The sequence below is a fragment of the Sporanaerobacter sp. PP17-6a genome, assembly GCF_900095615.1.
Lineage (GTDB): Bacteria > Bacillota > Clostridia > Tissierellales > Acidilutibacteraceae > Acidilutibacter > Acidilutibacter cellobiosedens.
Genome location: NZ_FMIF01000025.1, coordinates 1 through 26,934, shown reverse-complemented (window position 1 = coordinate 26,934; position 26,934 = coordinate 1). Strand labels below are relative to the sequence as shown.

Here is a 26,934-nt window from a genome sequence, read left to right as displayed (position 1 = left end):
TATTCATATAAGGAAAGAAGTCCAAACAATCTATAGAAATGATATAAAATAAAAAAGGCTTCAATCGAAGCATCAATAAATTAAAGAAGCCTTTTTTGAAACCCATTTGACGAGAAATTTACACTAAGGAAATTATGATTTCCCTATGGGTTATAAAAAAAGGGCAATAGCCCTAAAATACTAAAATTCATATGGTTTTTAATAATTAGCACCTTAACTCTTATTTAAAACAAAAAAATATATCCTCATTCCCAAATTCAAATCAAACAAGTCATCATTATTTTTTACGGATTTTCCCGTTAAACTTTCTATTCTAAACAATCTTGCCCTTAAAGTATTTTCATGTATAAACAAAGACTGAGCTGTTTTAATGATAGAACAATCATTTATTAGATAATTTTTAAGAGTATCAAGCAAATTCGTATTATTTTTTTTGTCATATACAACTAAAGGCTGTATAGTCTGCCCATAAAAATCGTCTATAAAATCAAAATTTATATCTCCATTTTTTTCAATAAAAAATTTTAATATTCCCAGTTCATCATAGAATACACAATTGTTGTTATTAAAAAAGTCACTAACCTTAAGGGAAATATATGCTTTATTATAAGCTTCTTTGAGCTTATAAACCGGAGACCAATCACTAACTCCAATATTTATCTTACCTTTTTTCAGACATTTATACATATATGATCTGATTTTTAATATTATTTCCTTATAATTCTCTGAAATTTCAGATATATTCGGTAAAAAACCTATAAGAATATTCCCTTTATCATAAAACATCACATTCTTCAATTCAAATATGTTCTCTTTTAATACATCTATTAAGTTGTTTATATCAAATTGAAATTTATTTCTATTTTTCTCTTGAATCAAAGCATAATTGCTAAATATATCTAAATTAAATAATACAAGTATATATTCATCATAAATTTTTATATCTATCAATTTAGCTCTTTCGATTATCTCTTCCTGTAGTCTATAATTACCTTCTATCAATTCCGCCAAGAAGGCATTGCGAAACCTTCTGCCTATATTTCTTGATTCTTCTTTTTTTATTATCTCAAGAGCACACATGACTGAAATGCTTTGAAGTCTTGCTATATCAATTTCAGACATTTCAGTAAAATTAACGTCTGCAACAATTGCAATGTAACCATAAAGTTTATTATAATGTTCTATTGGCAGAAGAAATAATTTCTTATTATACTCGTTTAGATACTTATTAAAATAAACATAATAATTTAAATTTATTTCTTTGCTTTCAGACATCATATTTCTTAAAAATAAGCCGTGATTATTTATACCCTTTAAAGACATTTCCCAGCTGAAATTATCGGAATACCCAAGCAAATCAAATTTTACATCCAATATTGACAGAGGTTTTTCTATAACCTTACTAACAAAAGAACAAATATTATTTAAATCTCCTCCTTCTAAAGTTACCTTCATAATTTCATTTTGTATTTTTATTGTTTCATCAATTATTTTGTGTTGCTTATTTACAATGGATTGAACTACAGGATCTATAATATCTATCCAGCTAAAACTATTTGAAACTACAATGATAGGAATGTCAAATTTATTTGACAGATCTTTAACCTCTTCTGGAATTTCATCTAAGAATCTTTTTAACTTTATGGCTAATGCAGAAGAATTCTTTTCTTTTAAATCCATAATTAATTTTCTTTGATTGCAAATATCATCTTTAATAGTATATCCATTAGCCAGAACAAGTTCGTAGCCTTTAAGCCAATTACCCAAATCAGGAAGATCCATCACCGTTACTGACTTTATTATGTTATCCATTCCTCCAATTCCTGAAATTATCTGAGCATCAGAAAATGGTTCTAAATTCATAATTTCTCTAACCGTAGTATACATAAAAGATGCCCCCTTAAAATGTTATTTATATTAAAATAATATAAGCTATAAAAATAAATACATCCTCATAATTATACTTAGATGATGTTATTATAACATAATATAAAACTAAAATATCAATTTTTAAATAACCAAGGTGGCATACTTAATTGCCCAAAACAGCATAAAAAAATCATAGCCATTTATGTCAAAAAAAATTAGGCAGAAGATTTTATCCTCTGCCTTTAATAGCTGATATATACTATTTTAACAATTGAAGTACTGTTTGCGGTGCTTGATTTGCTTGAGCAAGCATTGCTGTTGCCGCTTGTTGAAGTATGTTTTGTTTTGTAAATTCCATCATTTCTTTTGCCATATCTACGTCTCTGATTCTTGATTCTGATGCCTGTAAGTTTTCTGCTACATTATCAAGATTCTTGATAGTATGTTCCAATCTGTTTTGATATGCTCCTAATTTTGATCTTTCTGCCGATACTTTGTCAAGAGCATTATTGATCTGTGTAATTGATTTATCTGCTGTCGCTTGTGAATAAATATTAACTCCCAATGTTACCAATTCACCGCTTGCAAATGTCGCATCTGCAGTACGGAATAACTCCTTCGTAACATTTCCTGAACCATCCAATACATAATATCCTGCCGTATTTGCAAGTACTTCTTCAACCCCTGAAGATCCAGATATAAGAACATCTCCTACATTTCTGAATACAGCAACATTATCTCCTGAAACAACTCCCGAAGCATTTACTTCTTTTAGTCCGGAACCATCAGCCTTATATTGTGTCTGAATTCCCAAATACTTCCCATCAATGCTTCCTACACTTAGTTTTATGTTTTGTCCTTCATTGGCTCCTATATGAAATACCTTATCTTGGAATGAACCGTCTAACAATTTTTGAGTGTTAAACTCTGTATCTCTTGATATTCTTGAGATTTCTGATCCTAATTGATCAACTTCTGCTTGTAATGCTTGACGATCTATTGTAACGTTTGTATCGTTTGCTGACTGAACTGCCAATTCTCTCATTCTTTGAAGGATAGCATGAGTTTCGTTTAACGCACCTTCTGATGTCTGAATAAGGGATATGTCGTCTTGAGCATTCTTTGATGCCATATTAAGTCCTCTTATCTGGCCTCTCATTTTTTCTGATATTGACAATCCTGCTGCATCGTCTCCTGCTCTGTTGATCCTATACCCTGATGACAATTTCTCCAAAGATTTTGCTACACTGTCGTTATTGATTCCTAACTGTCTGTGGGCATTCATTGCCATTAAATTGTTATTAATTCTCATTATATATTCCCTCCTTGAATTTTTTTAAGTGAGCTTCCTTTCTCACCAAATTTATATATAACAGGTTCTGCTTACCCGGGTATGCGCAGTCCTGTTGATACCAAAATAAAAATGAGTCAATTTGTGTGTGGCTGCCAAACTAACTCATCCATGAGCTAAATATTTAAAAATCATGTGGATTAGGCCTTCCTCAATACTTCCGTTTCGTATATCTCACCTCGAATTATTTTTATATCAGATGGTGCATCGATTGCCAATCGGAGGTCTCCCGAATCGCTTTTCACAACTTTTACTTTAATATTGTTATTGATTACTACATATTGCCCTGGTCTTCTGCCTATTACCAACATACGTACCTCCCTCCTCGAATATGAAATATATTTATAATTACAATTCTACTTTTCTATCATATCATATATACAACACTATATCCATACTATTCTATATTTGTTAAAAAATATGGTTCTATAGTACTCTATATATGACACAATTTTTAGGACTTTAGGATTATATGCATTATTTCGTTTAAATTTAAGTAAAACCGACATCATTTTCCTACCATATATTGATGTAAAACAACACAGAAGAACCGTCCCCCTGTGTTTGTCCCCTAAGAAAAAGGACGAGCTAATATGGTTACCATATCAACTCGTCCCTGAGTCGAAAATACTGAGTTTTAACTTTTCTAATTCATCCTTGAATTAAAAATCGTCCCTGAAATAAAATTTCTATTTCAATAATTGAAGTACTGTCTGTGGTGCTTGATTTGCTTGAGCAAGCATTGCATTAGCTGCTTGGGAAAGAATATTTTGTTTCGTGAATTCCATCATTTCCTTCGCCATATCTACGTCTCTGATTCTTGATTCTGCTGATTGTACGTTCTCGGATACATTGTCCAAGTTCTTTATTGTATGCTCCAACCTGTTCTGGAAAGCTCCAAGTTTTGATCTCTCAGAGGATACTCTTTCAATTGCATTGTTTATTGTCGTAATCGATGTATTTGCTTCAGTTTGTGAATAGATATTTACTCCTAATGTTGTTGTTGATGTAGTGTATGCCTTGTCTGCAGCACGGAATAATACAGTACTTGCTGCTGTTCCCGCAACTTCATAATATCCGGCTACAGTAGCTGTAGTAGTACCTATTGTACCTCCTACACTAACAAACTTAGCAACAGTTGTAGCTGCTGTACCTGTACCGGTTTTTAAATCATTGCTATCAACTGTATATTCTTGTTCAACCTTTATTGCTTTTCCGCCCATATCAGCTATACTTAGTTTTATATTTTGATCCTGATTGGCTCCTATATGAAATACTTTGTCCTCAAAGGAACTGTCCAACAATTTTTGAGTGTTAAATTCAGTATCCTTTGATATTCTTGTAATTTCTGATGATAATTGGTCAACTTCTGCTTGAAGAGCCTGGCGGTCTACTGAAACGTTTGTGTCATTTGCTGATTGAACAGCTAATTCTCTCATTCTTTGAAGAATTGAATGAGTTTCGTTTAATGCACCTTCTGCTGTCTGAATAAGAGATATATCATCCTGGGCATTCTTTGATGCCATATTAAGTCCTCTTATCTGGCCTCTCATTTTTTCCGATATAGCAAGACCTGCTGCATCGTCTCCTGCTCTGTTGATTCTGTAACCTGATGATAATTTCTCCAAAGATTTTGACACACTGTCATTGTTGATTGACAATTGTCTGTGAGCATTCATAGCCATCATGTTGTTGTTAATTCTCATTATATATTCCTCCCTGATTTTTATTCGGCTTCCATGCCGTTATGTAAGATTTCTTCTTACAGTATTTTTATCGACAAAAATAAATTTAAGTTTAGTTAATTCAACAATTTTTTTAATTTATTTTTTAATCAAGTCTTTTAATTTATCTAAATCCATGTTGCTCTCTGCTGCGGATATATTTTCTTTTTCTACGGTATCCAGCAGTTCTTTTCTAAGTATCTCAACATCTTTAGGGGCTTCAATACCTATTTTTACTTTTCCCTCTTCTATGGATATTATCTTCAATTTTATATCCTTTCCGATTAATATGCTTTCATCCTTCTTCCTTGTGAGTATGAGCATCTATCCCACCTCACTTGCCGTATCTTTAGAAAAGACACGGTACTTTGTACTGTACTTTTCATCATCAAGGATTACCTGGCCGCCTATCTTCTTCTTCCAATTGATAACTATAGGGCCCAAAAGATTAATGGTTATATTTTCGATTTTTTCGGGAACTACCGCTATAGAATATACTGCCGCATCATCTTCAGTGCTAAGTTCCAACTTTTCTACTGCCGAGGAAGGAAGTTCCAAAGAATAGTCTTTAAGTATTAAAAAAGGATTTATGATCACAAAGGCAAGGCCGGGAGTGTTTACAGACTGAAGCCAGTGAAAAGGATTTTCTTCATCGGGATTGCTGATGATTACAAATTGGTTCTCATCTTCAAATCCCGGTATTCCCTCAGGAAATGATATGATCTTATCCTCATCTATTTCTATATCCCCAAAATTTTTCGTACTTAAAATCATGATTTTTCCTCCTTTAAATACCAAACCGCTGCCTCTATATAAGAGGCAGCCGTAATTGACATTTGCATTATGATAGAAAATCAAGAAGAGAAGGTTGAATGATTTTCGCTCCGGCAGATAAGCTTGCCGTATATACATTTTCCTCTTTATACAGAGATATTACAATTTCAAACAAATCCACGTCTTCATTATCCGAAATAAGTTCCTTGGTACTCTGAACCTGTGAATCCAATTTTTTCTGAGTAAGTTCAAGTCTGTTTACCTTTGCCCCTATTTCAGATTTTACCGATAAGATCTGATTAAGAGAAGTTTTTATTCTCCCAATGGTATTTTGTATTTCATCTTCAACGGGTTCCGTACCACCTAAGGCATCACTGAATTTCTGAAGCACTTCCGCTAAATAGCTTCCTTCTCCGGAAGTAACATCACTTGAAAAATCTTCTGTAATATTGCCTGATGCATCCGTTGTATATGTTCCGAATACCCTTCCTCCCAAGGTATTCACCTTTACAGCCTCCGATACCCCTACATTATACTGAAATATTTCCGTATCATCGCCATTCATAGTCAAAGGTATGGCATAATTTCCGTCATCATCAAGAAGGGACTGATCGGTTTTAAATCCACTGAAAAGGTATCTTCCCGCATAGGTCGTGTTGGATATCTGAATGAGATGTTCCTTCATCTGGTCTATTTCTTCCTTGGTATTTTTTAAGTCGTCTTTATATGTTCCGTTAGCCATCTGAACGGCAAGCTCATTTGCTCTTTGGAAAATAGTCTCTATCTCCGTAAGAGCCGATTCCGTCTCTGTCATCCACGCATCAGCATCTTCCGCATTCCTTTTATATTGAGCTATCTTTGATAAGTCGGTATTAAATTTAAGGCTTTTGCTGACTCCTATAGGGTCATCCGAAGGCAGAGAAAATTTCTTTTGGGTTGAGTATTGTTGATTAATTTTTTCCAGCCTCGCCAAATTCTGATTTACATTATACAGCATATTGTTTATCATCATGCCGTTTGTTATTCTCATATTTTTTCACCTCTTTCTATCTTCCTGCTACTCCCAGTCTGTTAACAACTACATCCAATATCTGATCCAAAGTAGATATCATCTCTGAAGAAGCTCTATAGGAATTTAAAAACCTTATCATATTCGTCGTCTCTTCCTCGGTCGATACTCCCGATTCTGATTCTCTTTTTTCACGTATATTATTGATGATCTGTTCTTCGTTGGAATCCATTCTTTTCGCGTGAGTACTGTCAACGGCTAAGTTGGAAATGATGGATTTTAAAAAGTCATCAGGTGTTCCTTGAGACACTCCTCCGCTGAAGAAAGTCTTATCTTCTCTTAATTTTATTATGGCACGAAGGTTGTCAGCATTCTCAACCCCCGTACCGACAGTTCCTGCTGCAATATTCGCGGTATTATCCAATATCTCATCAGACAAAGTTAATGTGAGCGCCGGATTTACAGAATCCGAAATTTTAAAGAAGTCAATTCCAGTACTGTCATTTAATCCTTCTCCTGCCCTATGTTGTTCGTTTATTGTATCGGCAAATACCTGAGCGAAAGTGTTCAATTTATTTATATAAAAGTTTATTCCTCTGTAAGTATTGTTTTCTCCGTCACCTTCATATAATTCCTGAAGAGCTTTTAAAGAGCCTGATTTTAAATTCAGTGCATTCCCGTTTGCCCATTGGAGTTCCTTCTCATCATCGGGGTCTCCCGTAGGGGACTCATATTTTATTCCGCTCACTTCGGTATGGTTTACCAAAGCAATTCCGCCGATGCTTACCCTGTACTTTCCGTCGGAATATTCATCTACCTGAACATTGACTATCTTTGAAAGGTCATCAACTAAAAGTTCTCTTCTATCTCTTAAATCATTAGCGGTCTTTCCGTCTATTTCCAAAGAATAGATCTGCCCATTTAACGACGATATCTGAGCCGCGATATCATTTACTTTTTTCACTTGGGCCTCTATTTGAAAAGAAGTTTCCTCCTTTACATTTACCAGTCGCTCCGCGGTTTCATTTATATGTTTTGTCAGCGCCAAAGCAGCTTCACGAACGGGCTCTCTGAAAGAAGAATCTGAAGGATTGGTAGTTAAGTCCTCCAAAGATTGGAAAAAATCATCCATATACTGCCTGAAGCTGTTATTTGAAGGTTCGCCAAACAGAGTTTCCAACTCTTTCAATGATTCGGCCTTTGTCTCCCATTCTCCTTTTGATCCGTTTTCATTCCAATATTTATAATCTACATAGGAATTCCTCACTCTGCGAACATCATATATCTCTGTACCCGTTCCTATATATCCGACCCCAGGAGTATAATAAGGATCTGTTGCTCTTTGATAAGCTATCTGTCTTGAGTATCCGGGAGTAGTCGCATTTGAAAAATTATGGCTTGTTACATAAAGACTTCTTTGACTTGAAAGCAACCCCGATACTGCAGTATTAAATCCCAACATCAATTTCAATCACTCCTTCCGTTTATTGAACCATTCTGTTTATAATCAAATCCATCATTTCATCTATGACATTAAACACTCTTGTATTTGCGACATATGAATGTTGATAATTAATCATATCAGTTATCTCTTCTTCCAAAGATACACCGGATATGGAAGACTTTCTATCGGATATTTCTTTTATCAGAGAATTTTGGTTTTGAACAATAGTGCTTGCTTGGCTCCCTTCTATTCCTAAGTCCAGTATTACATTCCTATAATAAACCTCAAATGTGGAACCATCCAATTCGCTGAATTTTTCATTTTTTAAATCATCTATATATTTTTTGATTATTTCACCGTTTCCCCGTTCAGTGGGGTCTGTTGATATCGCTATTTTATTAAAATTAGATAATTCCGGATTTACCCTTATATTTGATGCATCTATATCGGAACCATCAGGTAAATTACCTAAAAAAAACACAACTCCCGGATTCCCTTCCAAATCATATCCCTTCTTGACACATTCATTTACTTTATCCGCAATAGTCTTAACAAAAGTATTGAGTTTATCCTTGTATTTATCAATAACCACATCTCTTGCGTGAATATATCCGAATAATTGTCCGCCTTCTTTTAGCTGAATCTCTTCTCCCGTATCCGACCAATACAGATATCCAAATCCTCTGCTATCCTTTTTAATCTCTATGGGATTGGAATATTCCCCGTTAATCAAATCTCTTCCGTTTAAACTTATAACTATTCCATGGTTATTGCTTTCATAATAATCTACCGGAAGAAGTTCAGACAGTTCATCGATAAGAGCATTTCTTTCATCTCTGAAGTCATTAGCCTTTATATTCGAACCCGGTGATTCCGTCATAGTTATCTTTGAGTTCAATTCGGAAATTTGTGAAAGTAATGTGTTCACTTTTTCTGCCTCATTGAGAATTTCCTTGTTTAAATCCAGTTGAATAGAATTGAGTTGATCGCTCATGTGGTTTATGGTTTCCGTTAAAGATATCGCTCTCTCATGGAGAACTCCCCTGATCGTAAGGCTGTCCGCTTCCTTATACAGCTCGTCCCAACCGTCCCAAAATTCGTTTAATACATCTTGAAGCCCTGTTTGAGAATCAGTTTTCTCATTAAATACGGCTTCTATTTCCCCCAAAATATCGCCTTGAGACTGCCAGTATCCTAAGATTGTATTTTCCTTCCTATACTTCAAATCTAAAAATTCGTCTCTCATCTGCCTTATTTCCTGAACATTGACTCCTGTTCCTACTTGAATACTTCCGTCTTCAAGATTTCTATACCTGCTGAATGCATGAATTGCATTCTGCCTTACATAATCAGCATTGTTTACATTAGCAATATTATGAGAAATAGTATCCAAAGATCTCTCATTGGCTTTAATTCCCGATACGGAAATATATAATCCTCCAAATGACATATCTACACCTTCTTATCAAATATACTGTTCCCCTGACTTATCTCATTATCCTTCTTGTTATATATAGAAGAAGTCTGAAAAGAAGAAAGAAGATTTACATTAAAATCTATCCATTCAATAGAATCTAAAGTCAGCTTTCTGTTGAATTCATTTTTTTCTTTTATTTCCTTAACGTTGTCAATCATTTTGCTTTTTAATTTTTCCAATTTTTCGGCACCTTCCGGAACCGATTTTATTATGTCGGAAATAGGAGTATCTTTTTTTAATCCCCAATTGTCCAATAGATTTTCCCTTTCTATTTCCAAAGATGCCGTTAAATTAATAATCCTTTCTTCTTTTTCGACAATCAATTCAAGCTCCTTTATATTTCCTTCAATAAGTGCGTCTGCCTTTTTAAAGGTAATATTCTTAAGCTCTTCCAAAACTTCCGATTCCTTCAAAAGAAGTTCGGTTAATTCTTCACTAAAGGTCATACGCTCACCACCGAGTTATATTCTTTTTTCAAAATTAGCTTCTTGAAACATTTTCTCTACTATTTTTTCCCCGTCAGGTTTATACACTCCTGTCTTTATTTCATCCTGAATTTTTTTTACTTTATCCATTCTGATCTCGGGAACATCTTTCAGCTTTTTCAATGCAATACCATAATCCATTGCTTTATCCGAAAGTTTAAGTTCATCTTTCTTTGATATTCCCCTGATGTCATTACTTTTCTTAATTTCAATGTTTTCATATACCTCCAAAGTCTTGTTTATTCCATTTATTTTCATAAAAACACCCCTTTCCCTTCTTGATATTATTATCGGAAAAATAAAGATTCTACTTTAGATCTTTTTTCCCTTTTCTCTCTATTACTCTCATCCTCTCTCTTGCCGAATCCTTAGGAAGATCTTCCAGACTTCTTTCTTGGCCTATGGCTCTTTTAAGTTCTCTCTCCAATTGCGCGGTACATTTTTCGCAAAATCTTCCTTTTCTAATAGGTTTTCCGCATCTTTCACAGAGTAAAAGAAAATTGTTTTCATCTTTTAATTCCAATCTGCCTTCCCTTAAAAATTTTATTATTTTTTTGGTATTTACTTCAGTTTTCTCAGATATTTCATTAATATCCGCACTGGGATTTTCATCTAAATACGTTCTGACTTTTTCAAAATCTTTCTCATCTATCATTCTGCAGTCATGACATAGATCAAATCCGTCATAGGCATAAACTTTTCCACACCTTCTGCAATTTCTCAAATTCATATTTTTCACTCCTTTAAAATTTCATCCCCGATGTCAATGCCAGTCCATATACTTTTTCTGCACCGCAATCTTTTAATACCTTTGCGCTTTCCTCAAAAGTAATTCCTGTAGTTATTATATCGTCCAAAATAAGTATTCTTTTACCTCCAAATTCTTCCTTTTTTCTAACCTGAAATGCACCTTCTATGTTCGTTCTTCTCTGTTCTTTGTTTAATTTATTTTGAGATTTAGTTTCCTTTACCCTCAATAAATTTTTTCTTGAATTATATATATTCATCCTTTGGGATATGTAACCTGCCAAAAGTTCCGACTGGTCAAAACCTCTCATTGCTTTCTTCCTTCTGTGAATGGGCACATTAGTAATTATGTCTATATCTTCCGGAGAGAATCTTTCTAAAAATGTATTTATTAGTATTTCTCCAAAAGGTTTATAAAGATACCCTCTTCCGTGATATTTATATAAAAATATATGTTCTCGTATGAAATTGCTGTAGAAAAGAGAATATGCAATTCTGTCAACGTAGGAAAATTCAAAGGGAATATCTTTGTTTAAATATTCTATTCTGCTCTTACATTGATGACAAATATAATGAGAAATCTCATCAGAATATTCCCCGCAGAAAAAACATATTCCTTTCTCCGGAAAGAGCATGTCCTCAAATTCTTTCCATATTTCCATAAAATCCTCCTAAATAATTGTCATCATATTTCTGATTCTGCTGTCAAGTCCCGAATATCTTTTATCAATACGGTTATTGTTAATCATCATATAAAGATATTTCTCTTCTCCTACCAGTACTACTAATTTTTTGGCCCTCGTTATTGCGGTATAAAGAAGGTTTCTCGTAAGAAGCATAGGAGGGCCCCAGCAGATAGGTATTATCACTACTGGAAATTCACTTCCCTGGCTTTTATGTACTGTTATTGCATAAGCAAGTTTAAGCTCATCAATCTCGTTAAAATCGTATTCAACCTTTCGTTCATCATCAAATAATACCTTAAGTTTTTTTTCTTCCTCATCAATATCATCTATAATTCCCAAATCTCCATTGAAAATTCCTTCTCCTTCTTCTCCCTGAGCCGTTTTCCATTCTATGCGGTAGTTGTTCTTTATTTGCATTACCTTATCCCCTACTCTGAATATTTCTTCTCCTACTTGTTTCTCCTGTTTTCCCTTTCCCTTTGGGTTAAGAATATTCTGAAGCTTTTGATTCAGAGAATTAATTCCCACTTCTCCTTTTTTCATAGGTGACAGAACCTGAATATCTTTAAATTTATCATATCCGTCAAAATCAGGAATTCTGTAACTGCATAGATCCAATATAATATCCGATATCTCCCTGGAAGTTTTCTTATGAATAAAAAAGAAATCCTTATCCTTTACATTTAAAACAGGATTTTCTCCTCTGTTGATTTTATGAGCATTGACTATAATCATGCTTTCTTCAGCCTGCCTGAATATTTCGTTAAGCTGAACAACTTTTACTACGCCGCTGTTAATTATATCTTTCAGCACATTTCCCGGCCCCACCGAAGGAAGCTGATCCACATCTCCTAAAAGAATAAGCCTTGTTCCGGGAGCAATTGCTTTCATAAGACTATTCATAAGAAGAATATCAACCATTGAAGCCTCATCTATTATTATCAAATCCCCTTCAATAGGATCTTCCTCATTCTTGCTGAAAGCCATATCCTCTTCCAAAAAAGAATATTCCAAAAGCCTGTGAATTGTTTTGGCATCTTTTCCTGTAGCATTGCTCATCCTCTTTGCAGCTCTTCCTGTAGGAGCAGCTAATATAACTTTCATATCTTTTTCTTCAAAAATTTTGATAATGGCATTTATAGTGGTGGTTTTGCCTGTTCCCGGTCCCCCTGTAATAACAAGCAATCCGTTCTCTGCCGATTCTTTTATTGCCTCTTTTTGTTTTAAAGCAAAATGTATTCCCTCATCTTTTTCTATTCTTTCAATATCTTCCTCTATTTTCAAATTTAACTGAGGTAATTTCACCCTCGAAAGTTCCAATATCTTTTTGCTTACATTAGACTCCGCCTTATAGAAAGGAGTATAATAGACAAGAGTTTCCATCTCTGAATTTTCCAAATGCAGATCTCCCTTTAATGCCAGCTCTCTTAATCCCTCTTCTACCTCATTTATTTCAATATCGAGCATAGCCGATACTTCCAAAACAAGCTCATTCTCCGGCACATAAGAATGTCCCTTCCCTGCAAATTCCATAATCTTATATTTAATTCCTGCCATTACTCTATAAGGAGAATTTTTTTCAACTCCCATATTCTGAGCAATCTTGTCCGCCGTCTTAAATCCTATCCCAAATATATCCTCAGACAACCTGTAAGGATTTTCAGAAATAATTTTTATTGTATCTTTCCCCCATTTTTTATATATTCTGATACCGTAAGATATCGTAATTCCGTATTGCTGAAGAAAGACCATTATATCTCTCATGTCCTTTTGTTCTTCAAAGGCTTCAACTATTTTTTTCAGCTTTTTATCGCCTATCCCTTCTATCTCCTTCAATCTTTCAGGATTGTACTGGATTATATCCAAAGAATCCAAGCCAAATTTTTCAATTATCTTTTTGGCGGTTTTAACTCCCATATTGGGAATAAGACCGGAGGAAAGATATTTTTCTATTCCGTTTAATGTAGAAGGAACCACCGTCGATATATTCGATATCTTTAGTTGTTCCCCGTAAATAGAATGAAATGTCCATTCTCCTTCAACCTTTATTGTTTCCCCCATATTTATAACAGGCATATATCCGACAATAGTAATTAAATCATTATCCGTTTCTAATGATAATACGGTATAACCATTTTTTTCATTCCTATATATTATCTCAGCTACTGTCCCTACTACTGCAACCAATTTCATTCCCCCGTGCAAATCTTATTTATATGTATTATAACATAATAATATCACAAAAAAGGCTTCCTATGAATACTATTTTGGAAGCCATGTCTATAAACATTTTTATATATATGATACAATTAAGGATATTTTGCCTTCTAAAATATAGCTTGTTACGCCTTTAGGAAGCATGAAATGATCTCCTTTTTTAATTTTGTATATTTTTTCATTAACTGTTAAATTTCCTTCCCCATCTATTATACTGAATAGCATAAATGGGTGATTCTGTGTTAAACTTATATTTCCTTTTACGTCAAATTTATATACGGTAAAATAATCACATTTAACTAACTTAGTTTCAATAATATCTTTGAGCTTATTCACAACAGGTTTAAATTGTTTATCCACATAAGGCACTTCTATAGCTGCTTTAGATTTTTCAATATGAAGCTCTCTAAGATTTCCTTTGGAATCTCTCCTGTCATAATCATACAGCCTATATGTTATATCCGAATTCTGCTGTATTTCTAATACCAGTGTTCCTCCCTTCAAGGCATGTACCGTTCCGCTCGGCACAAAAACAAAATCTCCTTTTTTTATGGGAATAGTCCTTAATAATTCGTTCCATCTGCCATTATCTATCATTTCATTAAGTTCTTCCTTGTTTCGTGCATTTACCCCCAATACCAATTGTGAGTCCTTTTTACAATCCATGATATACCAACACTCAGTCTTTCCTGATTCTCCGTTTTCATTTTTAAATGCATATTCGTTACCTGGATGAACTTGAACGGAAAGATCATCTTTTGCATCAATAATCTTTACTAATAAAGGAAACTTATCTCCTTTAATATTGCCGAACAATTCTCTGTTATTCTTCCAAAGGTCTCCAAGAGTTTTTCCTTTATATTCTCCGTTTTTTACAATACTTTGTCCATTATGATGAGCAGCAAAAGCCCAGCATTCCCCGGTTTTATCGGAGGGCAAATTATATCCGAAATTTCTAAGGCTGTCCCCGCCCCATATTTTTTCTTTAAAAACAGGTTCAAAAAATATTGCACCTATATTAATCATCCCCTCGTTTTGTCTAATTATAATTCTATAAGTTTAAAAAAATTGTTGATATTGTCTTCTTCAATCAACTTTTTTAAATCTTCTTTGTTATTGCTTAAATCGTTTAAATGTTTAAAAAACCCACCCATTGTATTATCCTTTGAATAGTCTTCTTTTTTTACAGATAAAAGGAATACAATCTGTACCTGTTCTTTTCCCCATATAATAGGTTCTTTCAATGTAAGAATACTTATGGTTGAAGATATTATATGCTTAGAATCTCCGTGAGGTATTGCCAAAAAATTTCCGATCTCCGTAGAGTCTATAGATTCTCTTTTCAGCACAGAGCTATGAAATTCAGCGTCTATCCTGTTTGATTCCCTTAATTTATCGGTAATAAATTTTATAACTTCAAATTTATTTTTAAAGCTTTTCCTTAAAAATATAAATTTCTCGTATATATACTTATGGGATTTTCTATCTTTTTTTAATTCCTTATGCAGCAAGTTATTATTTACCGATTCTTTAATTTTTGATTCTTCTTTTTTATCTATAATAGAGTTAATCTTTATATAATTAAAATAAGAATCATCAATATCCACTGTAGAAAAAATAAAGTCCACATGATTACTTTGTAAAAACTTAGGGATTTCCTTAACGGAAATACTTCCTATAAATTCAACCCATGGAAATATCTTTTCCAATTTTATTTTCAGATAATTTGAAATGCCAACTCCCATATGGCATAGGATAACTGCCGAGTATTTCTTCTCCAAATTTTTTTTACTTCTTTCAATTGAAGCCTGAAAATGAATTGTTATATATCCTACCTCTTCCCTTGGAATCTGTATATTATAATCGACATTAAATTTATCCACTACATCTAAAACTTCATAATACAAATATGGATTCATTCTTTTTATCTCATCTAATATCGGATTTTCCAATGATAAGCCATAGTTAATTCTGTTAATGGAACCATATAAATGTAATCTTAAAGCCTGCTTTAATATCTCATCGGTTTTGAAAGATGCCTCTCCGATTCCTTCCAAACCGTCTAATAACCTATTTATTAATAAGTCTACAATATTCGATTCTGATTTGACAATGAAATTGCTTATATCTATATTGCTGTCTTCGTTATATTTCATTCCCAATAAATGTATTGTCAGATAAATTATTTCATCTTCTGAAAATGTTATAGAAAATATATTTCCCAAGTTCTTAGTTAATTTTACAGCCCATGAATATTGAATCTTAGATTTTACCAAATCTTTTTCATCTTTAAAAAAACTTATGGGCTGATTTAATTTTATTCTCTTTATCATAAAAAGAATGTGTATGGCTAAAGCATTATTTGACTCGTCGGTAAAGGATATTCCGATATTTCTTTGTAAATCCATTATTTCATTTTTAACAATATCTATTTCATGAGGTAGAAAAATATCTCTCAAAGTTGATTTTGATTTACTAAATTGATTTAAATCTTTAATGGTATTAGATAATGCTTTTCTTTTATCCTTCTCTAATCCTTTTATAAAATTTCCTATTCTTTGTTTGGAAATTATTCTTAAATTATATTTCTCCAGTTGCCTACCTATTTTCTTTAAATCTTCCGTAATTATTTTTTTATTAACATAATATTTTTTTGAAAATTCTTCTAATGTTATAGCTTTTGTCGACATTAACAATGTATATGATAATTCGGCTCTCCGCTCATCATCAGATATGGTGTCTTCTTTCATATAATTATTGCCTAAAATATCTTTAAGGGTTACCTTAGAATGAGGTTTAATTCTTAGGCAAATTCCTTTGCCTTTTTTTCTTTCAAGTTTTAAATCGCAAGAAAACTTGTTAAGATATTCTTCTACTCTATCAAGAGAATTTCTAACGGTTTTGTCACAACAATTTTCTTCTTTGGCCATTTCCTTTATTAATACAAAGTTATTCTTTCTTTCATATAGAATTCTTATCAAGTTCTCTTCTCTCTTATTCATGGACTCACCTTTTACTATTATTTATTATTGTTTTCAGGAGAGTAAATGATGCTTTTTGCTTCACAGGTACCAATTTCTATTTTACCCTGGTCTAATTTTGAAATTATTTTTTCGTCTAAGGTAGATTCGTAAAAATTTTCTGTTTTACCTATAATTACTGACTTCTTACTCCTAAGTCTATCAGGATTATAAAACCTTACAACCAAATTCTCTTTCTGTTCCGCTTTTTTTACCGTTGATAATATAACATCTCCTCTTATCTCCAATGCAGAATAATCTAACGGCAATCTTTTATCTTTCGGATTTGTAATGACAAAGTAAGTTGCATTATTCTTAAACTGTGATCCCTGGTAGCAAATGATAGGAGTAAGTATTTCCTTTGCATTCTTAGCAAGTTCATAATCACAATATTTATCATAACATGATATAAAATATTTCGCATTAATTTTCTTATTTATAAGCCGGGAATCGAAAGTTTGGGCTTTCATGCCCGATGCTCTACCAGGTCTGTCATTAAGATTTTCCTTCCCAAGGTATGGAATAGATCTTAGTACAGTCATGGCAATCTTATTAAATTTCTCACCTACAATTTGGTACTCTCTTACCCCATCTGTAACAACCTGAACCGTTAAATTCTCATCCGTTATACTGACAAAGCTCTGCATTGGCTCAATTGTCCTGGGTTTTTCGTCCCATTTCTCTTCCTTCCAGGATTCAACTTCTTTAAGATAAGTTTTTCTCTTTATAGTGCCAAATTGTTCATCGGCATAAGAGTATTTCGCACATATATCAGTATTTGCAATAATTCTAAGTCTATGCTCCACTGCCCTATTGAGTACTGTAACATCTATTCCGATATTGGAATTATTTTTAATTAATGAAAGTTCTAAAGTAATATTGTTATTTACGGTATTTTTTCCTTGAACTCTTTCTTTTAAATTATATGGTAAAGGCATATCAACAGTTATATAAAGGGTGCTTTTAAGAGTATTGATTATTTTATCAACATTTATTACATTAATATCTCTTAAATAAACATTGTGGGCCGGTTCGGAATAGTCGTAACTGTCTCCTTCATCCCCGTCATCTTCAAAATAAATTGCATCTTTATAGTTAATCTGCCTCTTCTTGTCATATATATTTATAATTCCCTTATCGTCTATTGATATAAGGAAGTATTCATTTTCTATATAATTATTATTTTCAATCGGCAGCATATGAGATTCTTCTTTTTTACGAATATAGAGGGTTTTATAACTAAAGGGCTGTAATTCTTCAATATCAATTAATATCTTAGCATCAAATATATTTTCAATCTCTTTATGCCAAGAAGTATCAGAGTCGTTATCCACTCCGATCTCCTTAATAGAACTCTTAAGCAAAGAACCCGTTACATTTTTAATATCAATAATTTGTGGTTCATATATATTGCCCTCTTCATCATAAATTTCCACTTCATCAAAGGGTAAGAAAAGCTCCGTCTCTATAATTCCACCTCTTTTATAAGGCAGGAGATTATATACTTGAAATTGGAAGTTATCTTTTACCGGAATTCTTGTACTTATTTCTCTCATCTTTAATTCCGTTAATGAAAATAAAAGATTCTTTGCTTCAATAAACCTATATTCAACATATTTGTTGGTTTCATCGGAATTACACATACCAATACTGTCATGAGCAGAATTTAGAAGCATCAGCTTCCAAATTTTTTCAAAGACCTTCTCCTCATACTTAAAACCGAGGGTATAAGCTAATGACGACACCGGCTCAGCTATATTTTGAATATAATTTTCTATTCTGTTATTCATTATCTTTAAATCTGCACGAGTTGAAAAAATGCTTTTATGAGTTCTCGAATATTGTCCAAAAGTAAATTCTCCTTGATATCTTTCAAAATCCACGCCGGATTTTTTAATTTCCATTAATCCTTCTTCTAAGGACATTATCTCAAAATCCATATTCGGTAATATTTTTCGGGCTGTTTGAAGAATTTGAGGTAAATCCTTTCTGATTGGTTTTTGATCTTCCCCATTAAACAACAATATTAATCCTGTCCTATACTTTTCTTTTAATTTGTCTACAATATCAATTATATACTTTTTAAGTTCATCCGGATTTTCCGGAGGATATCCAAAACTTCCGTAAGCGTATATATTGTGAACAAATACTTCATCACCATTTGGCGAAGTCCAATAAAACTCCCTATTCTTAACTAATCTGTCGGATATGCCTCTTCTAAAGGCTGCATAATCAAAACCAAATCCCTTATATATCTGTGGCATCTGCTCATTCATTCCAAACGAATCGGGAAGATACCCGACTTTCATATATTTCCCAAGCTTTTCGGCATAATGTATACCATAAAGCAAATTCCTTATTAAGGATTCGCCTGATACTACTAATGTGTCAGGTTGAGTATACCAAGGTCCGATAATCATTCTATTATCTTTGACAAGTTTTTTAATTCTCGCCTCCATGTCAGGTCTTGCGGAAACATAATCTTCTATTATTGAAGTTTGTCCGTCAAAGATAAAACACTTAAATTCTTTATTCTGTTCTAAATATCCGATAATTTCATCAAAATCGTGGAGAGAATAGATGAATGATTTTGATGACGTAAAATACCATTCTCTATCCCAATGGGTATGAGGAATTACACCTATTTTTAATTTTTCCATTTTTCCTCCTTATCCTTATAACTTCTGTTTTATTAGAAAACTTCTAATTTACCTTTCTTAATCAGGTTATTTCTATGCAGTACGTTTATTACGGCAATCAAAATAGATCCTACAGCCAATCCTATTATATACGGAACTATTCCGTCTATAAGCGGCCAAGCCCATATTGCGGATTCGGGAAACCATTGAACAGCTCCCAATGCAATTGCCGTAACCGAACCTATTACAGAACAAATCACATATAGAGGAATTACAAAGCCGGGTCTCTCTAAAGCAAAAGGAATTGCTCCCTCTGAAATTCCCATGAAGGCTAAAAATATAGATGTCTTCCCTGCCTGATAAAATTGTTTGTCGTATACCCTTCTGCCGACTAATTTTTTATCAATTAAAGTACTCAATCCCAATCCTATAGATGGAGTGACTATTGCTATAACCCTTGCAGTAATAGGAAGAGTTTTTTCTATCGTAAATGCGGCAGCAACAAATCCTGCCGCCTTATTAACAGGTCCTCCCAAATCAAAAGCCGTTGCAGCAGAAAGGATTACCGCATATATCATCTCTCCCGATTTCCCTGCAGATTGAAGCACATTCTTAATAAGACTATTCATAGCGCCGCCAACAGGGGTTACTATATATACCATAAATATCAACGTAAACAATACCGTTAATAGAGGAACTAAAAAAGTAGTTTTAAATGCCAGCCAATTATGTGATACCTTTATTTTTTTGTTCAGCCATTTTACAAAATATCCGACAGCAAAAGCTATAATAACGCCCCCAAGAAACCCTGAAGCAACGGGAGCTGCCGATTCCCATTTCCCGTTTACAATGCTTAGCTTAGCAACCGGATTATTTGCTATATATCCGCCGATAAATCCTGCAAGAAGAGCGGTCTTCCCGCCTATTGAATTAGCAGTAAATGCTGCAAACATAGGAACTGCAAATCCAAATAACGTAAAGCCAAAAGTAGACATTACATTGGCTAATTTCAATAATATTTCGCTAAATCCGGTATATTGTCCTGAATTTAATGCATCTATAATGGATAACGAAGGGTCTACCCTTAATATGACATAAGGTATAATTTGTGAAAATGCTCCGACAAGTCCTCCCATAATCAATATAGGTATCATATAAGATATACCGGTCATTATATGTCTGCTTATTTCTGTCCAAGCAGATTGCTTACCATCATTTAAATCATTTGCCTTTCCAACAATTTTATCCTCAGACACTCCGATAGTTCTTTTTTTAATCGTCATTTCAATTCCCTTCTTTCCTTTTAAAAATTACTTAAATCCTTTATCTTCTTCGATTTCTTCTAAAATTCCCTTTGGATTTTTAATTAATTCCTGAAGTTCCACTTCGTATACTTCATATCCTTCAAATCTGTCCATACCTTCAGGAGTTATTCCCACAGAATGAATTATAATATCTGCTTTTTTAATATCATCTGCCGTAAGCTTGTTTTGAATTCCATCTGCTCCTTGAGTTTCAATCTTTACATCATACCCTTTTTCCTTTGCCGCTTTCTCTAATGCTTCGGCAGCCATAAAAGTATGGGCAAGTCCCATAGGACAAGCACATAAGCCTATAATTTTCTTTGCCATAATATTCTCTCCTTTCAATTTTAAGAATTTAAAGCACTCATAATTAATTCATATATTAAATTAATATCATCAGACTCGTTTAAAGTAGTCTTAAATTTATCATCCACAAGTTTCCTGGATATTTTAGACAACATGGTTAAATGGATATTGTCCTTATTTTCTTTAGGAGTCAAAAAGGATATAATCAGTTTAATATTCTTTCCGCCCCAGTCAATGATGTTCTTCGACTTTATGATGAATATCGCCGGAAGGTTAATTGATTCCGACTTAGTGTGTGGTATTGCTATTGTTTCATCAATGGCGGTATTAAATGCCCTTTCTCTGCTCCATAAATCTTTTTTTGTTTGATCTTTGTCATTGGATATGCTTAGTTCAACAGCCTTACCGGCAATAAAATCAATACTGTTTTCTTTGTCTTTTAAACCAATATCTAAAAATATATAATCCTTCTTAAAAATATCCAATTATATCCTCCTTTAATTGTCTCGTTGATAAGTATCACATTTTAGCTATATTTATAATCTATTTATAATTATAGTATTATGAAATCGTTTTATTTATATTAATCTTACCGTTATATCGGTAAAATTTAATTATTTAACTTCATATAAAAAATGAGACATAAGATCAGTTTAAAACTAACTCATGTCTTCTAAATTTTAAAAATTTTTCAATGGTATTAAAGTTTAAATCCGTCTTTTCTCAATTCTTCTACTTTATCGGTTCTTTCCCAAGGAAGATCCAAATCCGGCCTTCCAAAATGACCGTAGCTTGCAACTTGTCTATATATAGGTCTTCTTAAATTCAAATCTCTGATGATTGCAGCAGGCCTCAAATCAAAATGTTTGTTAACTAAGCTCTCAATTTCATTATCAGTCAATTTTCCTGTTCCAAAGGTCTCCACATAAATTGACAGAGGTCTTGCCACTCCTATGGCATAAGCAAGTCCTACTTCACATTTTTCCGCAATTCCTGCGGCTACTATGTTTTTTGCCACATATCTCGCGGCATAGGCTGCAGAACGATCTACTTTTGTAGGATCCTTACCCGAAAAGGCCCCTCCTCCATGTCTGCAATAGCCTCCGTAAGTATCGACTATTATCTTTCTTCCCGTAAGTCCCGAATCCCCCATTGGACCTCCGATAACAAACCTTCCGGTAGGATTTACATAGTATTTGGTATTCTCATCTATCATATTTAAGGGTATTATCTTACTTATAACATTTTCTATTATATCCTTTCTGATAGTTGGTAAATCAATATCTGAACAATGCTGAGCGGACACTACAACATTTTCAACTCTTACGGGCTTTCCGTCTTCATATTCAATAGTTACCTGAGTCTTCCCGTCTGGCCTCAAATAGGGAAGCGTATGATTTTTTCTGACTTCCGCCAATCTCTTTGATAACTTGTGAGCCAAAGATATAGGCAGAGGCATTAGTTCCGGCGTTTCATTGCAGGCAAATCCAAACATCATTCCCTGATCACCGGCACCGATACTGTCTAATTCATCTTCACTCAATTCTCTCTGCTCCAATGCTTTATTTACACCAATAGCTATGTCGGGGGACTGCTCATTAATTGAAGTAATTACCGCACATGTATCCGCATCAAAACCATATTTTGCTCTGGTATATCCTATTTCCTTAACAGTCTTTCTTACAACCTTAGGTATATCTACATAACATTTTGTGGATATTTCACCAACCACCAGTATAAGTCCTGTAGTAACACTTGTTTCACAAGCAACTCTTGCCTCCGGATCCTTTTCTAATATAGCATCCAATATGGCATCCGATATCTGATCGCAGATTTTATCAGGATGTCCCTCTGTTACGGATTCCGAAGTAAACAACCATCTTTTCATACAAATGCCTCCTTGATTTTCTGTTTTTTTAAATAAAAAAACCTCTTCCGAAGAAAAGGCAACAAATGCACCTCATCTTTCAGAACAACATTTCTGTGGGATTTAGCACCATTGAAGTAAGTACACATTTCAGGTTGCCGGGTTTCATAGGGCCCATTCCCTCCACCACTCTTGATAAGGTTCAAGATTTTTATTCAATTATTTCCAATATAAGAACTTGACTAAATTATAACACTGCTAAAATGATTCGTCAATAAAAAATATCAATGCTCAATTACCAGCCGCAATACTTTCCAATAGCCTTATTAAAATGTTCAATATGAACTTTTTCATCCAAAATAATTCTCGCCAAAATCGCCTGAACATAAGGGTCATTAATCTCTTTGATATGTCTCTCATAGTTTCGAATTGCTTCGTATTCAGACATAAGATCCGCATGAAGCCGGCCACATAAGTTACATCCATAATATACATATCCCGCATTCCAACAACAGCAATTTGTATTTTGGCTCCCTCTGTATATAGGATTGCCTCCCAACAGTAAAATGGTTTCTGCTAACATCTCCATATGATGCATTTCCGTGATAGATATACGTTCCCACATATTAGCGACTTCTTCCGCTTCTTTGTTGGAAATAAAATAATGATATAAGTACTGATTTATTGCTGTAAATTCACTAACCCCTCCTGCATAGTCATCCATCAGAATCTCCGCATAGAGTTTATTTTCTCCCAGAACTTTAATTTCCGGATATGGAGACGGGTCCGCATATCCTCCATGTATTATCTCATTACCACCCATTTGTTTCATACAATTTTCCCCCTTATATATTTAATTGATTTAATATAGAATATGATTAGAAAGAATTTCTGTTCATATAATTGAACATCATAATATAATTTCTTACTTCCCTTTCAAATCAATAGATACAGTGAGAAAAATGCTGATTTCTCAAGGATACTTAATCTATAAATGAATAAATCTCCCATTTAACTTATTTTGTCACGTTGCACGAAATCGTAAGATACATTATACTATAATAGTTACGGGGTGTAGCGCAGCTTGGTAGCGCACGTGGTTTGGGACCATGGGGCCGGGGGTTCGAATCCCTCCACCCCGACTGATGGCGAACAAGGAGATATAATTCTTTTTGTTCGTTATTTTTTTCCTTTGTCAAATGATTGTAATGATTTTGTAATCAATTTGAGATATTTAAATTATATAATATTTTTAGGGGGTTCCCTTAAGTAAATATTAATAAAAAACAAGTGAGGTGACATTAATGAAAAAAGAAATTAAAAAATCTTTTATATTACTCTTAGTACTCGTTTCAATATTATCCGCAGCTTCCCCAGCTTTTACTGTAGCTACTAATCCTGTTATGCCTACTGTAATATATGAAACAAAAAATTCGAAACATCTCTCCAGCGGAGTAGAATACAGCAACATCCTTAAATTTACTACTAAAGGATGGTGGAATATAAATGTTCTCAGGGTTAATTTAAAAGATGAGTATACTGAAGTCAAAGGCTTATTCAGTAAAAAGGGAATTTCAAATAGAGAAAAAGTAAGTACTATGGTAAAAGATTCAGGGGCCCTAGGAGGAATAAACGGAGATTTCTTCGAATATAATCCTATTCCTCACTCTCTCGGAGCATTAATTAATGACGGAGACATGATTTCTTCGCCTATGAGTAAAGATTATGCTCTTCCGGCTTTTGTATTAGATGAGAACAATAATCCTTCTCTTAATTACTTCAATAAAAAACTTGCAGCGGTTTCTTCTGCAACAAACTCGGAAGTCATATTATCTGCTGTCAACAAAGCCAGTGAAAAATATGAGGAGATAATGCTTTATAATAGGCATTGGGGCCAAAAGTCCATAGGAAACAAATTATTTAACGATATGATAGAGGTAGTAGTGGAAAATGACGTTGTAACAGATGTGCGTGTAGGTCAAGAAGCTGTGAACATTCCTGAAGATGGATACATACTTACAGGAAGGGGAAGAGTCAAAGATACCCTTTTAAATAATTTCCATGTAGGAGATACCGTTGAACTTAAACTTTCCGCAGTACCTGATTATACGGATCTTGATTTGGATAAAATAAAATTTGCCATAGGCGGCGGAAGCAGAATAGTTGAAAATGGAAAAACTATAAACTCCAATCTTAATATCAAGGGGGACAACCCAAGAACAGGATTGGGTATAACTCAAGATGGAAATGAACTTCTTATGGTAACAATTGACGGAAGAGACACTTCCTTTAAGGGAGTGTCCCAAGAGGTATTCTCTCAAATAATGAAGGATTTAGGTGCTTATAATGCATTAGTCCTTGATGGAGGCGGGTCAACCACTATGGCCGTAAGAGCCTTAGATGAACAAACCCCAACAGTTGTAAATAAACCTTCAGACGGTACTGAAAGAAAAGTTGTAGACGGAGTTGGTGTATTCTCGAATCCTCCTCAGGGAACCTTAGCTTATTTAACTGTAACTACTGATGATTCCAATATGTTCCCGGAAACCACCAGAAAATTCTCGGTAAAGGGTTATGATCAGTATTACAATCCTATTGCAATTGACCAGTCGTTAGTCAAGTATACCGTGTCAGGAATTGACGGAACCTTTAACGGAAATGTCCTTAAGGCTAATTCTTCCGGAACCGGAAAGGTAACTGCCAGTTACAATGGAATTACAGGGACCTATGATATAAAAGTTCTGGGAAAAGTAATGGATATTACCACGGATTTAACCAGTTTCTCTCTTGATATCAACAGCCAAAAGAATTTAAGCGTATTTCATGGGAAGGACAAAGATGGTTATAAGGCTATTATATATCCGGAAGATTTAAACTTCACCGTTATAGGAAATATAGGCTATGTGGAAAAAGGAATCTTTTACAGCAACAGTAACGGCGGAAAAGGAGCAATAACCGCTAAATTAGGAGAGGGAGTTGAAAACATACTGGTTTCCATAGGAGGAAAAGGAGTATTGGTTGAGTCCTTTGACAATATGGAGAACTTCTCTTCATCTACTTCTCCTGAAACTACAAAAGGAAGTATTGCTTCTTCAGATGAGGCCAAGGAAGGTAATAAAAGCCTGAGCCTTCAATACGATTTTACTCTGGGAGAAAATACAAGAGCAGCCTATGTTAATTTCATCCAGAACGGAGGAAATGGACGTGTGTTAGATGGAACCCCCAGTAAATTAGGTTTATGGGTTTACGGAGACGAAAACGGAGGTTGGCTGAGAGGAAATATCGTAGATAAAACCGGAAAATCAATTAATATAGATTTTTCAAAAAGTATTGATTGGTCCGGATGGCAATATGTAACTGCCGATATTCCTCAAGGAATAGAATATCCTGTTACTCTCAAGAAAATCTATATAGTCGAGGTCGACAGTCCTACTAAATACTCAGGAGAAATTCTCCTTGACGGATTGTCTGCTGTATATCCCCCTTCTCAAAGCGGAAGCTTGGTACTACCTGCCTCCAGCACTTTAAAGGATGATAAAAATGTAGCTGTGAAAAAAGAAGCGAACGGTTATACTTTAGGGATAACTGCCGTGCCACAAAAATTAAATGAATTGGTAGGATATGCTGCAACGGATAAAATAAAAGGAAAAATGAATAATTTCAATACAGGAATATATCTTGGAGGAACTACTCAGGAATTCCAAAATGGTTTAAAGAATTCCAATATTATAAATGTGTCTTCCGGGTACAAGCCTTATAAGCTTAATAATTTGCTTATAATAAAGGCCGATAGTTCCAAGGGAGGTCTCAGAGCTTCAAATTCAGAGCAGTGGCTATGGTTAAAAAATGATCTGGAAAATTCCCAGGAGAAAAATATAATCCTTGTTCTTCCTACACCGGTATTTGGAAATGGAGGCTTTACAGATAAATTGGAAGCTAACCTTCTCCATGATACCTTAAAAGCCGTGGAGGAAAAGGGAAAAAATATATGGGTATTACAAGGCGGAAGTCAAAA

At 33.9% G+C, this 26,934-nt stretch carries 23 protein-coding genes, 1 tRNA gene and 1 riboswitch; of the genes, 2 read left to right on the top strand and 22 right to left on the bottom strand.

All coding sequences use genetic code 11. The annotated features are described in order from the left end of the window. Window positions 1-213: 213 nt before the first annotated feature. The 22 genes from PP176A_RS10410 to PP176A_RS10305 all read right to left on the bottom strand — a co-directional run bounded on the left by PP176A_RS10410 (window position 214) and on the right by PP176A_RS10305 (window position 23,751). Window positions 214-1,887: a PucR family transcriptional regulator gene (locus PP176A_RS10410; RefSeq protein ID WP_071140415.1), complete on the bottom strand. Its 1,674-nt coding sequence runs from the start codon at window positions 1,885-1,887 to the stop codon at window positions 214-216. Between the two features lie 241 nt (window positions 1,888-2,128). Next, a complete protein-coding gene (locus tag PP176A_RS10405; protein WP_071140414.1) occupies window positions 2,129-3,181 on the bottom strand; it encodes a flagellin N-terminal helical domain-containing protein in 1,053 nt (350 codons plus the stop codon). 179 nt (window positions 3,182-3,360) lie between these two features. After that, complete coding sequence (locus PP176A_RS10400; RefSeq protein ID WP_071140413.1) at window positions 3,361-3,531, bottom strand: carbon storage regulator; 171 nt, start codon at window positions 3,529-3,531, stop codon at window positions 3,361-3,363. Window positions 3,532-3,909: 378 nt separating this feature from the next. Beyond that, window positions 3,910-4,926 carry a flagellin N-terminal helical domain-containing protein gene (locus PP176A_RS10395; protein ID WP_071140412.1) on the bottom strand — a complete coding sequence of 339 codons (1,017 nt, stop codon included), beginning with the start codon at window positions 4,924-4,926 and terminating at the stop codon, window positions 3,910-3,912. A 117-nt stretch (window positions 4,927-5,043) separates the two neighbouring features. Further along, entirely contained in the window at window positions 5,044-5,268 is a 225-nt protein-coding gene (csrA, locus tag PP176A_RS10390; RefSeq protein ID WP_071140411.1) for a carbon storage regulator CsrA, read from the bottom strand. Further along, a complete protein-coding gene (fliW, locus tag PP176A_RS10385) occupies window positions 5,269-5,718 on the bottom strand; it encodes a flagellar assembly protein FliW (RefSeq protein ID WP_071140410.1) in 450 nt (149 codons plus the stop codon). Window positions 5,719-5,785: 67 nt separating this feature from the next. Then, a complete protein-coding gene (flgL, locus tag PP176A_RS10380) occupies window positions 5,786-6,748 on the bottom strand; it encodes a flagellar hook-associated protein FlgL (RefSeq protein WP_071140409.1) in 963 nt (320 codons plus the stop codon). 16 nt (window positions 6,749-6,764) lie between these two features. Next, entirely contained in the window at window positions 6,765-8,189 is a 1,425-nt protein-coding gene (gene flgK / locus PP176A_RS10375; protein WP_071140408.1) for a flagellar hook-associated protein FlgK, read from the bottom strand. A 22-nt stretch (window positions 8,190-8,211) separates the two neighbouring features. After that, window positions 8,212-9,621: a flagellar hook-associated protein FlgK gene (gene flgK, locus PP176A_RS10370; protein ID WP_071140407.1), complete on the bottom strand. Its 1,410-nt coding sequence runs from the start codon at window positions 9,619-9,621 to the stop codon at window positions 8,212-8,214. 2 nt (window positions 9,622-9,623) lie between these two features. Next, a complete protein-coding gene (locus PP176A_RS10365) occupies window positions 9,624-10,094 on the bottom strand; it encodes a flagellar protein FlgN (protein WP_071140406.1) in 471 nt (156 codons plus the stop codon). 15 nt (window positions 10,095-10,109) lie between these two features. Then, window positions 10,110-10,391: a flagellar biosynthesis anti-sigma factor FlgM gene (locus tag PP176A_RS10360; RefSeq protein WP_071140405.1), complete on the bottom strand. Its 282-nt coding sequence runs from the start codon at window positions 10,389-10,391 to the stop codon at window positions 10,110-10,112. A 49-nt stretch (window positions 10,392-10,440) separates the two neighbouring features. Then, entirely contained in the window at window positions 10,441-10,863 is a 423-nt protein-coding gene (locus PP176A_RS10355; protein ID WP_071140404.1) for a TIGR03826 family flagellar region protein, read from the bottom strand. Window positions 10,864-10,876: 13 nt separating this feature from the next. Then, window positions 10,877-11,542 (bottom strand): ComF family protein, encoded by a 666-nt coding sequence (locus PP176A_RS10350; protein ID WP_071140403.1) that lies wholly within the window; start codon window positions 11,540-11,542, stop codon window positions 10,877-10,879. A gap of 9 nt (window positions 11,543-11,551) precedes the next feature. Next, window positions 11,552-13,753: an SF1B family DNA helicase RecD2 gene (recD2, locus tag PP176A_RS10345; protein ID WP_071140402.1), complete on the bottom strand. Its 2,202-nt coding sequence runs from the start codon at window positions 13,751-13,753 to the stop codon at window positions 11,552-11,554. Window positions 13,754-13,858: 105 nt separating this feature from the next. Continuing rightward, window positions 13,859-14,809 (bottom strand): mannose-6-phosphate isomerase, class I, encoded by a 951-nt coding sequence (gene manA / locus PP176A_RS10340; protein WP_071140401.1) that lies wholly within the window; start codon window positions 14,807-14,809, stop codon window positions 13,859-13,861. Between the two features lie 17 nt (window positions 14,810-14,826). After that, window positions 14,827-16,785, bottom strand: a complete 1,959-nt coding sequence (locus tag PP176A_RS10335) for a BglG family transcription antiterminator (protein WP_071140400.1) — start codon at window positions 16,783-16,785, stop codon at window positions 14,827-14,829. 17 nt (window positions 16,786-16,802) lie between these two features. After that, on the bottom strand, window positions 16,803-19,463 hold the full coding sequence (locus PP176A_RS10330; RefSeq protein WP_071140399.1) for a glycoside hydrolase family 38 N-terminal domain-containing protein: 2,661 nt from the start codon (window positions 19,461-19,463) through the stop codon (window positions 16,803-16,805). Between the two features lie 32 nt (window positions 19,464-19,495). Beyond that, window positions 19,496-20,725 (bottom strand): PTS fructose transporter subunit IIC, encoded by a 1,230-nt coding sequence (locus PP176A_RS10325; protein WP_071140398.1) that lies wholly within the window; start codon window positions 20,723-20,725, stop codon window positions 19,496-19,498. Window positions 20,726-20,752: 27 nt separating this feature from the next. Further along, window positions 20,753-21,073 carry a PTS fructose transporter subunit IIB gene (locus PP176A_RS10320; protein WP_071140397.1) on the bottom strand — a complete coding sequence of 107 codons (321 nt, stop codon included), beginning with the start codon at window positions 21,071-21,073 and terminating at the stop codon, window positions 20,753-20,755. Between the two features lie 20 nt (window positions 21,074-21,093). After that, window positions 21,094-21,537, bottom strand: coding sequence for a PTS sugar transporter subunit IIA (locus tag PP176A_RS10315; RefSeq protein ID WP_071140396.1), 444 nt, complete (start codon window positions 21,535-21,537; stop codon window positions 21,094-21,096). 215 nt (window positions 21,538-21,752) lie between these two features. Continuing rightward, window positions 21,753-22,940 carry a methionine adenosyltransferase gene (gene metK, locus PP176A_RS10310; protein WP_071140395.1) on the bottom strand — a complete coding sequence of 396 codons (1,188 nt, stop codon included), beginning with the start codon at window positions 22,938-22,940 and terminating at the stop codon, window positions 21,753-21,755. 69 nt (window positions 22,941-23,009) lie between these two features. After that, window positions 23,010-23,121: riboswitch (SAM riboswitch) on the bottom strand. A gap of 93 nt (window positions 23,122-23,214) precedes the next feature. Next, on the bottom strand, window positions 23,215-23,751 hold the full coding sequence (locus PP176A_RS10305) for a ferritin-like domain-containing protein (protein WP_071140394.1): 537 nt from the start codon (window positions 23,749-23,751) through the stop codon (window positions 23,215-23,217). Between the two features lie 236 nt (window positions 23,752-23,987). Between PP176A_RS10305 and PP176A_RS10300 the strand changes: the two genes are divergently transcribed. After that, a tRNA-Pro gene (locus PP176A_RS10300) sits at window positions 23,988-24,061 on the top strand. A 162-nt stretch (window positions 24,062-24,223) separates the two neighbouring features. Next, the coding region (locus tag PP176A_RS10295) for a phosphodiester glycosidase family protein (protein ID WP_071140393.1) at window positions 24,224-26,934 on the top strand (2,711 nt) is incomplete at its 3' end.